A 15,865-nucleotide genomic window follows, 5' to 3' on the forward strand; every position below is an offset into this window, starting at 1 on the left:
ATGGCAATACCCTTCTTCAAGGAAATGCGTATCGGCGGCTATTTGGTCAAGCAGAAACTGCTTGGCCGCAAACGCTATCCGCTCGTGTTGATGCTGGAGCCGCTGTTTCGCTGCAATCTCGCCTGCGTCGGCTGCGGCAAGATCGACTATCCGGACGCGATCCTCAACCGCCGCATGACGGCGCAGGAGTGCTGGGACGCCGCGGACGAATGCGGCGCGCCGATGGTGGCGATCCCCGGCGGCGAGCCGCTGATCCACAAGGAGATCGGCGAGATCGTACGCGGCCTGGTGGCGCGCAAGAAGTTCGTCTCGCTCTGCACCAACGCGCTTCTGCTCGAAAAGAAGCTAGACCTGTTCGAACCCTCCCCGTACCTGTTCTTCTCGGTGCATCTCGACGGGTTGAAGGATCACCACGACAAGGCGGTGTCGCAGAAGGGCGTGTTCGACCGCGCCGTGTCCGCGATCAAGGCGGCGAAGGCGCGCGGCTTCACGGTCAACGTCAATGCGACCATCTTCGATGGCCATCCGGCGGAAGAGATCGCAAAGTTCCTGGACTTCACCACCGAGCTCGGCGTCGGCGTCTCGATGTCGCCCGGCTACGCCTATGAGCGCGCGCCGGACCAGGAGCACTTCCTCAACCGCACCAAGACCAAGAAGCTGTTCCGCGACGTCTTCGCGATGGGCAAGGGCAAGAAGTGGAACTTCATGCATTCCGGCCTGTTCCTCGACTTCCTCGCCGGCAACCAGGAATACGAGTGCACGCCCTGGGGCATGCCCGCGCGCAACATCTTCGGCTGGCAGAAGCCCTGCTATCTGCTCGGCGAAGGCTATGCCAAGACCTTCAAGGAGCTGATGGAGACCACCGACTGGGATTCCTACGGCACCGGCAAGTATGAGAAGTGCGCCGACTGCATGGCGCATTGCGGCTACGAGCCGACGGCGGCGACGGCGGCGCTGACGAACCCGATCAAGGCGGCCTGGGTCGCAATGCGCGGCGTCAAGACCTCGGGTCCGATGGCGCCTGAGATCGACCTCTCCAAGCAGCGTCCGGCGCAGTACATCTTCTCGGAGCAGGTCCAGAAGAAGCTCTCCGAGATCCGCCGCGACGAGGCGCTCGCCGCCCAGGAGAAGGCCTCGACCGCCGCGTAAGCGGCTGGACATCGACGGCAACAAAAAGGCCCGATTGCGTTGCGATCGGGCCTTTTTTGTTTGTCCGCTTCGAATAGTTTGTCCGATTCAAAACCGCTCAGACGGTCTCGGGAACAGGCCCATCGCTGCCGATCAGGAAATCGCGGCTGACGCGCAGGGAACGCAGTGCTCGGTTGAAGTCGATGCCGGTGGAGACCAGCGCGCGCAGCGTGCCCGGATTGCGCACGAGGCCGCGCAAGATCGTCGCCACGTCGATCTGGCCATTCGGCTTGATCGCCTCGCGCGCCAGCGCCGGCAAGGCGCGGTGGGCGGGATCGCTGATGACCCGGAGTGCGGCGAACGGCAGGTCTGCCTCGGCGGCGTAGGCAGCCGCGATATGGCTCTCCATGTCGACGGCGGCCGCCCCGGTCTCGGAGTGCAGCGCCGCCTTGCAGGAGCTGCCCGTGACCACTTCCTCGGCACCGGCGAGGCTGCCGCGCACAACGCGGCGCCGTCCGGAGGTCAGGCGGTCGATGAGGTCTTCGCTGAGCGACAGGCCGGCGGCCCAGCGGGCATCGCCCGCCAGCACCTCGGTCGCGACCACGACGTCGCCCGAGCGGAGCGTGGGATCGAGCCCACCGGCCACGCCGAACGAGATCACGCCCCGGATGCTCTCGGGATCCACCACCGTGAGAAGCGCCCGCAGCTGCGTCGGGCTGCTGGAAGAGCAGATAACGGCCATGCCAGGGCCGGCCGCGATGCGGGCCTCCTGAACCAGACCGGTCACAATAAGTATCGGCCGCAGGTCTATTGCATTACCCGCGGAGCCCCCGTCCCCCGTCCCCAAAGTCACATTCCGACCCCTACCACCCTGCTGTTGGTGTTCCGCAAGTTCCGATACCGCGCCAGCGCCCACAGCGGGAAGAACTTCGGGTAACCATGATAACGTAGATAGAACACGCGGGGGAAGCCTGTGGCGGTATACCGCTGCTCGTCCCACAGTCCTTTTTCGTTCTGTGTTGCAATCAGGTACTCCACCCCACGGGCGACGGCCGGGTGATCAACCTCGCCTGCCGCCATGAGAGCAAGCAAGGCCCATGCCGTTTGCGAGGCGGTCGAGGGAGCGGCCTCCCAGCCCTTGTAGTCGAGCCGGTAGCTGACGGCGTCCTCGCCCCAGCCGCCGTCCTTGTTCTGGATCGAGACCAGCCAGTCGGCGGCTCTGCGAATCATCGGGTCGGTGTGGCCGACACCGACCGCATTCAGCGCGCACAGCACCGACCAGGTACCGTAGATGAAATTCATGCCCCAGCGGCCGTACCAGGAGCCCTCCGGGTGCTGGGTCCGCCGGAGATAGGCGACCCCATCGGCCACGTGCTTGCTGGTCTTCTCGGTCTCGCCCAGCTGGGCCAGCATCGAGATGCAGCGCGCGGTAACGTCCTCGGTCGGCGGATCGAGCAGCGCGCCGTGGTCGGAGAACGGGATGTTGTTCAAGTAATATTCGAGGTTGTTCACGTCGAAGGCAGCCCAGCCGCCATCGTCGCTCTGCATGCCCTCGATCCATTCCCGGCCGCGGTCGATCGCGGCGTCATAGCCGGCGGTGCCGTGCTCCTTGCGCATGCGGTCCATCGACATCACCACGACGGCGGTGTCGTCGAGATCGGGATAGTGGGCATTGTTGTACTGGAAGGCCCAGCCCCCGGGACGCGTCTCGGGCCGCTTCACCGCCCAGTCGCCCTTCACATCGAGCTCCTGCTTTGGGATCAGCCAGTCGAGGCCGTGCTTCGCGGCCGGTACGGCTTGTGTGCCGCCGGCCTCGAGCAGCGCGTGAGCGCTGAGCGTCGTATCCCAGATCGGCGAAACGCAGGGCTGGCAATAGGCTTCGTCGTCCCTGATCACGAGCAGCTTGTCGATGCCCCGGCGCGTGGTCGCGCGCGGCGGATAGCTCTCGTCCTTGCCGAGCGCGTCATACATCATGACGATGTTGGCCATCGGCGGATAGATCGCGCCCATGCCATCCTCGCCGTTCAGCCGCTCCTCGGTGAAGGCGAGCGCCGCATCGATCGCGCGCTTGCGCAGGCTCTTGGGAAACATCGGCTCGATGACGCGCAAGATGGCATCGAGCGAGCGGAACAGCACGAACCAGGCCATGCTCTGGTGCGGCGCCTTGGCGGTCATGCCGATCGAGCGCGGATCCTGAAGGAACAGCTCGTCGATGCCCACGCCTTTCGGATTCCGCGCGCGCGGCTTGAGCGCCGCAAGCACCATCAGCGGCACCATGGTGGTGCGCGCCCAATAGGAGATCTTGTTGAGGTGGAACGGCGACCAGAACGGCAACAGCACGATCTCGACCGGCAGCACCGGCACTGCGCGCCAGCTCACCACGCCGAACATCGCCAGCGTGAAGCGGGTGAAGACGTTGCTATGAATCGCACCGCCGCGCGAACGGATCGCCTCGCGGGCCCGTACCATGTGCGGCGCATCGATGGAATCGCCGATCATCTTGAGCGCAAAGTAGGCCTTCACGCTCGCGCTCATGTCGAACTCACCGTCATGCACCAAGGGCCAGCCGCCATGGGCGCCCTGCACACGGCGTAGATAGTTGCCGATCTTGGCCTCGAGCGCGGCATCGACCGGCTCGGCAAGATGATGCCGCAACAGGACATATTCGGCCGGAATGGTGCAATCGGCCTCGAGCTCGAACACCCAATGGCCGTCGGATTGCTGGAAGCCGAGCAACCCTTGCGTGGCCGAAGCAATGCTCGATTCCAAGACTTCGCGGGTAGTCGCGCTCTTGTTCACGGAATGCATCTCGCTCGATATCTCCGATAGTTGTCTGGATAATTGACCGGGACCAAAGCCCGTCAGGTCCGCTGTGCGGCCAGGACCAAATCGGCGGCGCGATCGCCGGACCGGACCGATCCCTCAATGGTTGCTGGCAATCCCGTAGCAGTCCAGTCGCCGGCAAGAAACAGGTTTTTCAGCGCGGTGACCGGCCCGGGACGCAAGGCATTCTGCTCGGGCGTGGCGGCAAAGGTGGCGCGGCGCTCGCGCACGATCTGCCAGGGTGGCAGCTCGCCGGCAACGCCGCCCGCCATGCAGACATCGTTCCAGATCGTCTGCGCGAGTTCTTCGCGCGGCATCTCGACCAGCCGGTCGCCATTGCTGATGGTGACGGACAGCCGGTTCGGGAACGCGAACAGCCACTCTACGACCCCGCCGATGACGCCCAGGATGGGGGCCGAGCCCGGCGGCGGCTCAAAGCGGAAATGCGCATTCACGATGGCGCGGAATTGCGTCGGCGTTTTCACACCCGGCAGCAGCGAAGCGGCGGCACGTGGCGGCACCGCCATCACGATCACATCGTCTGGCGCGATCGCGACGACGTCCTCGCCGCCGAAATTGAGCGCGCTGACCTTGCCGTCCGTGGTCGTGAACGAGCGCAGCTCGTGGCCGAGCTGCACGGAGTGACCGCGCTCGGTCAAGAACTTCACCGCGGGCTCGATCAGCACAGCGCTCAGACCGTCGCGCGCGATCAGCGGGCGGCAGGCCTGGCCGCCGGCGAGCAACGTCTCGCGCACGATCGCGCCGGCAAGCCCCGCCGAACCCTCGGGCGGATCGACGTTGAGCGCCGCGAGCAACAGCGGCTGCACCAGGCGCTGATACAGCACGCCCTCGCAGGGGATCGACTTGCCGACCAGCGTCTCCTCCGACGCCCAGATCAGCGGCGCGAGCTTGAGATAGTCGGTCAGTCCGGTGTCGGGGACACGGCGGCTCTCGTCGAACACCCAGCCCGGCAGGCGGCTGTCGCCGAGATCGAGCTGCCAGCGCTGCCCCGTCTTCAGATCAACGAAGGGAAACTGCGCGCGCGCCGGGCCCACCAGCCCCGCTTCGGTGCCGATCGAGCGCGCATAGGCGAGCGCGTGGCGATTGCCCGACAACAGGAGATGGTTGCCGTTGTCGATGACGAGATTGGTCGCGCCGTCGAAATAGGAGCGGCAGCGGCCGCCGGCCTGCTGCGTCGCCTCGTGCACGGCGACCTTGAAGCCGGCATTGGCGAGCCGCACGGCGGCAGAGAGGCCGGAAATTCCGGCGCCGATGATGTGAGCTGTCTTTGACATCAGAAAATTGCGTAGCGGAGTAGGATGGCGATACGTGTGATCTTGGATACACGCACCGGCGTGCGGGGCGCGGCAAAGCCGCGTTCGAGCAAGAGGTCCAGAATGGCGTGATAATATTTCGACATGATCCGCGGCGCACGCACCGCGCGGCGCTTGTTGCGCGCCATGATCTCGTCCGACTTCTCGAAATGCGCTTTCGCGCGCTGGGCGAGCGGCAGGCAGACCTTTGGCAGGGCGCGCTCGGCGATCACGCGCTGCGGATCATTGGAGGTGATGCCGGCATGCAGCAGGCCTTCGCGCGGCAGATAGAGCCGGCCGAGGCCGGCGTCCTCGTCGATGTCGCGCAGGATGTTGGTGAGCTGGAGCGCGCGGCCGAGATGATAGGCGAGCAGGATGCCATCCTCTTCCGGCATGCCGAACACCCGCACCGACAGGCGTCCCACGGCACTTGCGACGCGATCGCAGTAAAGATCGAGGACTGCCATGTCCGGCGCGCGGATGTCCTGCGGCACGTCCATCTCCATGCCATCGACGATGGCGAGGAAATCCTCCCGCTTCAGTCCGAAGGTCTTCACGGAAGCGACGTAGTCGGAGAGCCGCGCCGGCGGATGGCCCTGATAGAGCGCATCGATGTCGTTGCGCCATTCCTGAAGCGCGGCGAGACGTTCATCGCGCGGGCCGTTGGAATCGGCGATGTCGTCGACCTGGCGGCAGAAGCTGTAGATCTGGAACATCGCCTCGCGCTGGTCGCGCGGCAGGATCCGCATCGCGGCGTAGAACGAGCTGCCGGATGCGGTCGAGCCATAACTGGCGCCGGGCGTGGTCGCCTCAAGCGTCATGCGCCGGCCCCGGATTGGAGATTGGCCTGCGCCCTAAGGCGCGGCGGCCGATTTCACCGGCGATGCCAGCGAGGCTGAAGGTAAGGAGCTCGAGCTTGTTCAGATGCACACGCTCGCGCAGGGGATCGCGCACCTTGAGCAGGCGCACGATGCGGTCGGCATAGGCCTGGATCACCGAGATATCGACGCCCAGGCGGAAGTCCCGCACTTCCGCGGAAAGCGACTTGCTCTCGTTCAGGAGCTCTTCGTTGCGTGCGGCGAGTGCCTGGAGGCAGGCCAGCATCTGCGGCGGCGAATGATCGCCGCCGAGCTGCTCGACCGAGGCGCCGCTTGCGGCCAGCGCATCGCGCGGCAGATAGACGCGGTTGAGCGCGCGAAAATCCTTGCCGCAATCCTGGAGGTGATTGTTGATCTGCAAGGCGGCGCAGAGCGCATCCGAAGCGACCCAGGTCGAGGTCGCCTCGCCGTGCACGTCCAGCATGAAGCGGCCGACCGGCATCGCCGAATAGCGGCAGTAGTGGATGACCTCGTCCCAGGTCTCGTAGCGCAGCTTCGTCACGTCCATGCGGAAGGCGATCAACACGTCGAGCGCATGACGCGGCGGCATACCGCGCTCGGCCAGCGCACGGCGGAGAACGACGGCCTCGGCCTGCGTGTCGCCGTTGCCGTTGAGCTCGGCCTCGAGCAGGTCGAGATAGGCGAGCTTCTCCTCAGGCGGCAACGTCGCATGGTCGGCGATATCGTCGGCGGTGCGGACGAAATTGTAGAAGGCGAGGATCAGCGCGCGGTGACGCGGATGAATAATCCACGACGCGACGGGAAAATTCTCGTCGCGGTCACCCTTGCCGGATCGCAATTCGCTCGCAGAGGTCATCGAGGACTGGTTAACAATCGTCTGAACAGGAAGGCTTTTTTAGGCGCGCCCGGCCGAGCCGTCGCGGCCCCCATATAGGGGAATATGCCCGCAAAACCAACCTGTCTCGCGGGTCCCTGCCCTCACGAATCGAGGCCGCCGCAAAGGCGGGCCCGTGAACGCTCCACGGGCCCCGCGAAAGCTTACTGGTTGTGGGTCTTCAGGACCTGATCGCAAGCCTGCGAGATCTTGGCCCGATTCTCCTTCAAGCAGGCCAGAATCGTGAAATCGCCCTGATCGATGACCGGACGGCAGAATTTCTGCACGTCGCGCGTGCAGGCCTTCTGCTCTTCGGCGGTGCCGCGCCCCTGCTGGGGCTGCTGGGCGAACGCCGCGGTCGAAAGGGATGCCGACAGCAGGGTGAGAGCGAGGAGATATTTACGCATTGTAGTCCTTCATTCTGGCGGCAGAATCTCTCCGTTCCCGGACAGCACAGGGCGGACGACCGGAACGGATTGTTCTGATGGCGTTGCCGCGGAGCGCGCAGCAGTGGAGACAGCACAAGCACTGGTAAATGCGGCCAAATTGGCACCAAATCCACCAGATCGCACCTTCGCACGGCCTTCATTGGCAGATGTAAGGGATTGATACTATGCGATTATTTAGGCAGCCGGTGTTTTGCCATGGACCTGTTGCAGACATGCATCGCAAGCCCTTGCACACGTCATCGAAAAGGCACAGCTGAAACCCTGCGCGGAACGGCGAAAACGGCCGCAATCGTTCGCCGTCCTGACACCTCGCAGGGTTATGGTTTGAACCTGCCAGCAGATGGGGACACTAAACCTTCGATGCGGCGAGACGTTCTGTTAGGAGCGAACGTCATTCAAAAAACGGGATATTCGAACATGAAATTCTTTGGACGGTCTGGACTGGCGATCAAGGCGGCAGGCATTGGCGCCGCGCTGCTCTTCTCGGTTTCGGCGAGCCATGCTCAGTCGTCCGGACCCTTTGCCGGCTTTGACGGCGCGTGGTCGGGCACCGGCACCGTGGCGCTGTCCGACGGCTCGACCGAGCGCATCCGCTGCAAGGCGGACTACAAGGTCGCGGCCAGCGGTCTCGGCCTGAAGCAGGCGCTGCACTGTGCTAGCGACAGCTACAAGTTCGACCTCACCAGCGACGTGACGAGCCAGGGCGACCGCATTTCGGGCAATTGGAGCGAAGCCAGCCGCAACATCTTCGGCAATCTGCAGGGCACCGCCGGCGGCGGCCAGATCGACGTGTTCGTCGAGGCCAACGGTTTTGCCGCTAACCTGACGCTGCGCACCAACGGCAACAAGCAAACGGTGCAGATCAGCTCCAAGGGCGAGATCCGCGGCGTCAACATCACCATGGTGAAGAGCTGAAGCGCTTCCCTCACCCGTTGACTGGACAACATGGCCCCTGGTTCTCGCGAGCCGGGGGTTTTTCATGACGTGGACCCTATTCGCAGAACCCTGCTCAAGGCGGTCGGCTTCCTCGCCCCGCATGCCGCCTTCGCGGGTGATGCGCCGGTGACGGAAATGCAAGCGCCCGCAGTCAAGCCGCGTCACGTGCTCTGCTTTCTCGGCAAGGACGAAAGCCTGCTGCATCCGCCGAAGGACGTCGTGAAGACGATCGAGGATTTTGGCTTCGAGATCGACCGCACCTATTCGCAAGCCAAGCCCGATCCGCATATGCCACGGTCGTTTTCTGTCTGCTGGGATCGCGTGTTTCCGCTGGCCTGGACGGCCGCCGATGAGCAGGCCGTGGTCAACCACAAGTCGGTGCTCTACGTGCTGAGTCCTCCGATGGATCAGCAGAAGACGGTTGCCTATTCAGCGGCGGCCCTGCGCATCGTCGAGGAGATGATCGAAGCGGGCGCGACGGCCGTGAAAGGCGAGAGCGCGGGGGTCGCGCATGGCCTCGAGCGTTGGCGAAACCTGGCTGATCAGGCGCGCAAGGGCGCGACAACCGGCCAGGGTCTTGCCGTGACTCCCGCTTTGGCCAAAGCGTGCCGCCTCGCCTTCGCCAAGCGCCCGCTCAGCGGCGAGCGCTACAACGAGACGGTCGGTTACCACCTCGTCGGCCTGCCCGAGGTCTATGTCGCCAGAGCCGGCGACGGCGATTGGGGCACCGTGATGATTATGGAGGAGATCGCCAACGAGATGGCCGAACGCGGCATCGAGGCGACGCTCGAGGCGCGCAAGCTCGCGGTCTCACACGAGACGAAATACCGCGAGGACGACTTCAAGTTCAATCCGTACGGGATCGTCCGTATCGAGGCGTGAGCAAGAGGCGGCATGAAGCCGCCTCGCTCAGATCGCGCGCTTGTCCGGCCCTTGCAGCTTCTCGTGCAGGTTGATCAGCCACATCGCCGTCGGGCGCAGGATGAAGAGGTCGGCAACGAGCGCTGCAACCATCGAGAAGGCGCTGAGCCAGCCGAATAGCCGCAGCGACGGCAGGTCCGAGAACACGGTGACGACGAGGCCGCAGGCCAGCACCACCGTGGTCAGGATCAGCGCCGGGCCGACCAGCACGGTCGCGCGCTCCACCGCGAGCGCCGAACCGACGCCCGGCTTGCTCTCCAATCGCAAGCGGTTGAGGAAGTGGATGGTTGCGGAGAGGCCAAGGCCGAATGAGACGGTGAGCGCGACGACGCTGGCGAATTGCAGCCCCTCGCCCATCGCCCACAGCACCGTTCCGGACATCACGACCGGGAAGATGCCCGGCAGGATGCAGGCGAACATCACCACCCAGGAGCGGAAGGCGAGACCAATGAAGATCGCGACCAGCGCGAATTCGACAGTGAGGCCGCGGTTCAGCTTCTCGATCATACCGGCCGAGTTGCGCGCGGCGATGGCGGCGAGACCCGTGACGGCGACCTCGTAGCCGGGATGCTTCTTGCGGACGGCGTCGAGCTCGGCATCGAGCTTGTCGACGATCGGCAAGAGCTGGCTGGAGTCCTTGTCCGGCACGCGGCCGGCCACGACCACCGCATCCTGCTCGGCGTCGATGAAACGCCGCACCAGATGCTCGGGGATGACGTTGACGTATTCCTTCAGGGTCGCGACATCGTCGCTGCCGGCCTTTTCCGCCAGCCATCGGCGGAGCGTCTCCAGCGACCAGACGTTGCCGACACCCGCCGCCTTCTCGACGGTCGCGTGCACATCCGCGATGGTTTGCAGCGTCTCCGGCGAATAGAGCGATTCACCCTTGGGGAACGTGATCAGCACGTTGACCGGGTTGGCGCCGGTCAGCTTGGCGTCGAGCCGGTTGCTGGCGGCAACCGCCTGGCGCTTGTCCGGCACCTGGTCGGCGAGCCGGTAGCGCGGCTGCAGATTGGCGTAGATGACGCCGAGGCTGGCGACGAACAGCAGCGCAATCAGGCTGAACAGGCCGGGCCGGCCGACCATGCGCACCGCGATCCAGTAGCAGAAATTGCGCAGCGCCTGCACACCGGCATCAGCGCTCTGGAACTTGACCGCAAAGATCTTCTCGTTGCGCACGAAGAGAACGCCGAACACCGGCACCAGCGACAGCACCGTGACCAGCGCGATGATGGTGGCGGCAAGGCCGGCCTCGCCGAACTTGCGGATCAGGTCGGAGTCGGAGAACTGCAGCGCGATGAAGGAAATGCCGGCGGTGCCGTGCGTCAGCACGCAGGCCGGGCCCACCACCAGCACCGCGTTCTTGAACGCGGTGAACTTGTCCTGGCCCGCGATCAGCCGGTCGCGCGCGGCGAAGGTGAGCTGCATCGAGTCCGAGAAGCTGATGACCATGATGAGCGGCGTCATCACGTTCAGGAACATGTTGAGATTGAAGTTGGCCCAGCCGAGCGCGCCGAGCGCGATCAGGATCGCGATCATCGGCGGGAATGCCGCCACCACCATGAACGAGATCTTGCGGAAGAAGATGATCGCGATGATGCAGCCGGCGAGAATGCCGAGGATGTTGTAGGTGAGGCCGTCGCGCTCGACCGCGTTGCGGATTTCGAGCTGCATCACCGGCACGCCAGAAAGCTGCACGCTGAGGCCGGTGTCGCCGAGATCCTCCTTCATCAGCGCGCGGATGTCGCCGACGGTCTTGGTCAGCTTGCTGGAGGCGACCACTTCGGGATCGAGCGAGAGCACGATCAGCGCGAGCGTGCCGTCCTCGGACAAGAGCTTGCCGCGGATGATCTCGTTGTTTTTGACGGTCTCGATGAACTGGTCATAGGCCGCGCCCTCGGGCAGCTCGGCCGGGAACAGCGCCGCCGGCAGCTTGCCCGGCGCCGGCGCCTGGCGTGCCGAGAACAGCGAGACCAGGCCGCGCGTGCCCTCGACCAGCTGCATGTCGGTGACGAAGTCACGCAGTTTCTCGAGGTTGTTGCGCGCCAGCAAGGTCTTGCCCTCGACCACGACGAGGACGTCGAACTCCTCGGCCGGGAACTTCTTCGTCACCTCTTCGTACTGGCGGAATTCCCGCGTGTTGGAGCGGAACAGCTGCGACAGCGAATCGTCGATCTTGATCCGCTCGATGCCGAAGACGGCACCGACGATCAGTGCGATCAGGATCAGGCAGGACAGGACCGGCGCGCGGACGGCAATCAGCCCGATGCGTTCAAGTCCAAAAGCGATGGAGGACGAAGGTCCCTGCTCGACCTTGTCGACATGAACCTCACTCTCGCTGTGCTTTTCGAGCATGCCTTGTCCAGTTCCTAAATCGGCTCGGTTGGTGAGCTTATGCGCCCCGCATATCGGCTGGAAAACGCCACACAGATGGGAGGCTTGCCCTTTGAAAAAGCGCGGGAAATCGCCGCGAGGGGTTTAGCAGGTCGGCACGCCCCCTCGCAAGCGCGCGCTGGGCAACAAAATCGATCAAGATGCGGCAATTTCGGCCCTTGATGGCTCATTCTGGCAGCGCTGTGCCGATTCGCGCCGGCAGATCGCCGCTCTCGTCCTTCAGCGCCACGCCGGTCACGTCCCGCGACAGGCCTGCGCGGACCAGCCAGGCGATCTTGAAGGCTGCCTCGTCACAACTGAGCCCAGCCCGATGGATGTTGGAGACGCAATTGCGCTCGGCATCGGTACGGCCGGGTTTTGGCGCAAAGGTCAGATAGGCCCCGAGACTGTCGGGGGCCGACAGGCCCGGCCGCTCGCCAATCAGCATCACGACCATGGCTGCGCCGAGAATAGCGCCGATTTCGTCGCCCAGCGCCACACGTGCGCCTGAGGCGACAACGATGTGGTCAACTGCGACAGGCGGCGTATCGGCGAGGTCCGGCAGCAGCGCGCGCAACAACCCAATCGCGTGCGCATGCACCGCCGTCGGCGACAATCCGTCGCCGATCACGATTACAAGCCGGCCGGGATCCGCGGCGCGCGACGCGAGATGCTCGGCGCATGTCGGCTCGAGCTGGCGTCCGAGATCCGGCCGCCGCAGATAGTCGCCGCGATCGGCGGCGCGGCTCCTCGTCGCAACAGCGGGAACGCCGAACTCGGCGAGTTCGGCGATCATCCGCTCGACATCGAAGACGGCATGCACGGCGTCGCGGGCGCGCGCGTGATCGAGCGTGAAGTCGAGCAGCGGCTTGGTCGGCAGGCTCGCCCCGCTGCGCCCGAGCGCCACGCGCGCGGGCGTCAACGTCCGCAGGTCCAGGGTCGGGCGGCTCGGAACGGCAGGGCTAGACATGTCGCATCATTCAGCGGGAACGGACGCCTCGCGCAGCCGCAGCGAGTAGTTCGACGCGTTCTGCTGGCCGCTCGATGCCGCGCGCGCAAAGGTGATGAGATGGTGCGCGATCATGGTGCACCCGATCAGGCCTTCGAGATCGCCGCGCCTGATCCGGCCCAGCGCAAACTTCCAGAACACGCGTTTGTAGTCGCCGAGCACGCCGACCTTCCAGAAGATGTTGCGCAACATGACGAGACCGCGCCTGATGTTGGGCCAGGTCTTCATCTCCGCAGGCACCGGCACCTTGATGCGGTTGGCATAGGTGTAGTCACACTGGTGCTGATAGCGCGCATAGACCTTCTCGGGCGCGTAGGCCCGCTCCATGCAGAACTTCCAGGACGCCACGACATCGTCATAGGGCAACAGGAAGTTGACGTTGGAATCGCGGCCTTCATCGTTGATCAACCGGCCCTCACGCTCGAGCCGGTCCCACAGCGGCGTCTTCGGCAGCGCCTGGAGCAGGTTGATCGTGAGCAGCGGAATGCGGGATTCCTCGACGAACGAAAGCAGCGCATCCGACGTGTTCGGCTTGTCGGTGTCGAGCCCCATGATGATGCCGGACACCACCTCCATGCCGTAGGAGTTGATGGTACGCACGCCCTCAAGGATCGGGACCATCATGTTGTGGTCCTTCTGCATCGCGTGCAACGCGTCGGGATCGGGCGTCTCGATGCCGCAGAAGATGGTGATGAAATAGGCCTCGCGCATCTTCTCGAGGATTTCCGGGCGCTTGGCGATGTTGAGCGTCGCCTCGCAGGCGAGCCGCATCACATAGCCGGTCTTCTTCTGCCACTCGATCAGATGCGGCAACAGGTCCATCGCCGCCTTGCGGTTGCCGATGAAATTGTCGTCGACGAAATAGACCGTGTCGGTCATGCCGCATTCGCGCAGGCGGTCGAGCTCGGCGATGATCTGCTGCGGCGTCTTGATGCGCGGGTTGCGGCCGTAGAGGCCGGGGATGTCGCAGAACTCGCACTGGTAGGGACAGCCGCTGGAATACTGGATGCTGCCGAGGAAGTATTTCTTCACCTCCGCAAGCTCGTAGGCGGGTATCGGAAACTCCGCCATCGGCACGCGGTCGTTGGTCGTCAGCACCACCTGCTGCGCCGGGCGCGCGATGTCGCGCGACAGGATCGCGATCAGCTCATTGGTGGCATCGCCGAGCTCGCCGACATGGAGATAGTCGAAGGACGGATAGTAATCCGGGCAGGCGCTGACCGATGGGCCGCCGAGCGCGACCGGCAGATCGTACTCATGGGCGCGGCGGCAGATGTCGTTCATCTGCTGGCGCTGGATGTGCATGCCGCTGACGAAGACCGCCTCCGCCCATTCGAACTCCTCCTTCGTCGCCGGACGGAGGTTCTCGTCGACGAACTTCACCTGCCACTCCCTGGGCAGATAGGCGGAGATCAGCAGCAGCCCCTGCGGCGGCATGAAGGCCTTGACGCCATCGGTCAGGGGATAGGCGTGCTCGAATGTGCCGAAAGACGATGTGTAGCGCGGAAAGACGCAGAGAATGTGCCGGACCGTTCCGTTGCTTTCAGCGCGCATCGAACTTCCCCCAACGACCTTCTACAAACCGTGCAGAACAGACATAGAGACACATAACGTAACGCTGGGCCCGAAATTCCTCAATATTGTGGCATGGGCCTAATTCATGAGACGCCGCAATGGTTTCCCCGGTTCACGCTGATTGTCCGTGATCATGCGAAATTCGGGCCGGCTTCAAGCAATCAGGCGTGAGGCAAAATCGGGTAGCAGCCCCGCATCACGAGCAAGCCGGAAATCGGCACCCGCAATCCCGCTCTTCGCCAGCCAGTCGTCGAACTCCGGCGCGCGGTGCAGGCCGAAGACGTCGCGGACATAAAGCGCGTCATGGAAGGAGGTCGACTGATAGTTCAGCATGACGTCGTCGGCGCCCGGCACCCCCATGATGAAGGTGACGCCGGCGGCAGCCAGCAGCGTCAGGAGATTGTCCATGTCGTCCTGGTCCGCTTCGGCATGGTTGGTGTAGCAGATGTCGACCCCGAGCGGCAGGCCGAGCAGCTTGCCGCAGAAATGATCCTCGAGCCCGGCGCGGATGATCTCCTTGCCGTCATAGAGATATTCCGGGCCAATGAAGCCGACCACGCTGTTGACCAGCAGGGGCTGATACGCGCGGGCGACCGCATAGGCCCGCGCCTCGCAGGTCTGCTGGTCGACGCCGTGATGGGCATTGGCCGACAACGCCGAGCCCTGGCCGGTCTCGAAATACATCACGTTCTGCCCGACCGTGCCGCGCCTCAGCGACCGCCCGGCCTCGTGGGCTTCGCCGAGCAAAGTGAGATCGATGCCGAAGCTGCGGTTGGCGGCCTCGGTCCCGGCGACCGACTGGAACACCAGGTCGACCGGCACGCCCTGCCCGATCAGCGACAGCGTCGTCGTCACATGGGTGAGCACGCAGCTCTGGGTCGGGATGTTGAGCCGCGAGATGATCTCGTCGAGCAGCCGCAGCAACTGGCCGATGGTCGCGGGGTCGTCGCTCGCCGGGTTGATTCCGATGCAGGCATCGCCCGCGCCGAGCAGAATGCCGTCAAGGATCGAGGCGGTGATGCCCTTGGCGTCGTCGAAGGGATGGTTGGGCTGGAGCCGCGTGCTCATCCGCCCCTTCAGCCCGATGGTGTTGCGGAACGATGTGATCACCTCACATTTGCGGGCCGCCAGGATCAGATCCTGGTTGCGCATGAGCTTCGACACCGCGGCCGCCATCTCCGGCGTGATGCCGCGGGCCAGCTTTCGCAAACCTTCCGTCGTCGCGGCGTCCGACAGCAGCCAGTCGCGGAAGCCGCCGACGGTAAGCGCGGCCACCGGCGCGAAGGCCTTCTTATCGTGGGTATCGATGACGAGGCGCGTGACCTCGTCGGCCTCATAGGGGATCACCACTTCCTGGAGGAATTGGCCAAGCGGAACGTCGGCGAGCGCCATCCGCGCCGCGATCATCTCCTCGGCGCTGGCAGCCGCGATCCCGGCCAGCCGGTCACCGGAGCGAGGCGGGGTCGCCTTGGCCAGGAGGTCGCGCAGATCGGCGAAAACATAGTTCGTGGCATCGATGGTGTGGCGGTAGACCAAAAGCCCCTCCGGCGTCAGTCGGCCAACGGCCGATGCAGACTAATCCAGCTCCGAGGAATACGTGCCTGACGGCAGCCGTGCATGCCGAT

General features: G+C 64.5%; 13 protein-coding genes. 3 read left to right on the forward strand and 10 right to left on the reverse strand.

The features are described 5' to 3' along the window. The gene (gene hpnH, locus Q2941_RS18185; RefSeq protein WP_254106952.1) at window positions 1-1,149 is read left to right on the forward strand and encodes an adenosyl-hopene transferase HpnH; all 1,149 of its coding nucleotides are present in this window, start codon (window positions 1-3) and stop codon (window positions 1,147-1,149) included. 97 nt (window positions 1,150-1,246) lie between these two features. On the opposite strand, the gene Q2941_RS18190 is transcribed toward hpnH, so the two are convergent. The 6 genes from Q2941_RS18190 to Q2941_RS18215 form a co-directional block, all read right to left on the reverse strand. Continuing rightward, window positions 1,247-1,981 (reverse strand): phosphorylase, encoded by a 735-nt coding sequence (locus tag Q2941_RS18190; RefSeq protein WP_027528193.1) that lies wholly within the window; start codon window positions 1,979-1,981, stop codon window positions 1,247-1,249. Further along, a complete protein-coding gene (gene shc / locus Q2941_RS18195) occupies window positions 1,978-3,936 on the reverse strand; it encodes a squalene--hopene cyclase (protein ID WP_458193323.1) in 1,959 nt (652 codons plus the stop codon). The genes Q2941_RS18190 and shc overlap by 4 nt, the downstream gene beginning before the upstream one ends. Before the next feature lie 53 nt (window positions 3,937-3,989). Next, window positions 3,990-5,246 carry a hydroxysqualene dehydroxylase HpnE gene (gene hpnE, locus Q2941_RS18200; protein WP_027528195.1) on the reverse strand — a complete coding sequence of 419 codons (1,257 nt, stop codon included), beginning with the start codon at window positions 5,244-5,246 and terminating at the stop codon, window positions 3,990-3,992. After that, window positions 5,246-6,085 carry a presqualene diphosphate synthase HpnD gene (gene hpnD / locus Q2941_RS18205; protein WP_027528196.1) on the reverse strand — a complete coding sequence of 280 codons (840 nt, stop codon included), beginning with the start codon at window positions 6,083-6,085 and terminating at the stop codon, window positions 5,246-5,248. Before hpnD ends, hpnE begins: the two co-directional genes overlap by 1 nt. Then, window positions 6,075-6,959: a squalene synthase HpnC gene (hpnC, locus tag Q2941_RS18210; protein ID WP_027528197.1), complete on the reverse strand. Its 885-nt coding sequence runs from the start codon at window positions 6,957-6,959 to the stop codon at window positions 6,075-6,077. Before hpnC ends, hpnD begins: the two co-directional genes overlap by 11 nt. A gap of 182 nt (window positions 6,960-7,141) precedes the next feature. Further along, entirely contained in the window at window positions 7,142-7,384 is a 243-nt protein-coding gene (locus Q2941_RS18215) for a hypothetical protein (RefSeq protein ID WP_027528198.1), read from the reverse strand. 459 nt (window positions 7,385-7,843) lie between these two features. On the opposite strand from Q2941_RS18215, the gene Q2941_RS18220 reads away from it, so the two are divergent. Further along, window positions 7,844-8,341 (forward strand): hypothetical protein, encoded by a 498-nt coding sequence (locus Q2941_RS18220; protein WP_027528199.1) that lies wholly within the window; start codon window positions 7,844-7,846, stop codon window positions 8,339-8,341. 69 nt (window positions 8,342-8,410) lie between these two features. After that, window positions 8,411-9,244 carry a hypothetical protein gene (locus tag Q2941_RS18225; protein ID WP_027528200.1) on the forward strand — a complete coding sequence of 278 codons (834 nt, stop codon included), beginning with the start codon at window positions 8,411-8,413 and terminating at the stop codon, window positions 9,242-9,244. A gap of 27 nt (window positions 9,245-9,271) precedes the next feature. Here Q2941_RS18225 and Q2941_RS18230 read toward each other — a convergent pair whose 3' ends face one another. The 4 genes from Q2941_RS18230 to Q2941_RS18245 all read right to left on the reverse strand — a co-directional run bounded on the left by Q2941_RS18230 (window position 9,272) and on the right by Q2941_RS18245 (window position 15,776). Further along, window positions 9,272-11,638, reverse strand: coding sequence for an efflux RND transporter permease subunit (locus tag Q2941_RS18230; protein ID WP_027528201.1), 2,367 nt, complete (start codon window positions 11,636-11,638; stop codon window positions 9,272-9,274). Window positions 11,639-11,843: 205 nt separating this feature from the next. Next, entirely contained in the window at window positions 11,844-12,626 is a 783-nt protein-coding gene (eutC, locus tag Q2941_RS18235) for an ethanolamine ammonia-lyase subunit EutC (RefSeq protein ID WP_027528202.1), read from the reverse strand. Between the two features lie 6 nt (window positions 12,627-12,632). Continuing rightward, the gene (locus Q2941_RS18240) at window positions 12,633-14,219 is read right to left on the reverse strand and encodes a B12-binding domain-containing radical SAM protein (RefSeq protein WP_027528203.1); all 1,587 of its coding nucleotides are present in this window, start codon (window positions 14,217-14,219) and stop codon (window positions 12,633-12,635) included. A 174-nt stretch (window positions 14,220-14,393) separates the two neighbouring features. Then, entirely contained in the window at window positions 14,394-15,776 is a 1,383-nt protein-coding gene (locus Q2941_RS18245) for an ethanolamine ammonia-lyase subunit EutB (protein ID WP_458193324.1), read from the reverse strand. Window positions 15,777-15,865: the final 89 nt, after the last annotated feature.

The sequence above is a fragment of the Bradyrhizobium sp. UFLA05-153 genome, from assembly GCF_054185185.1.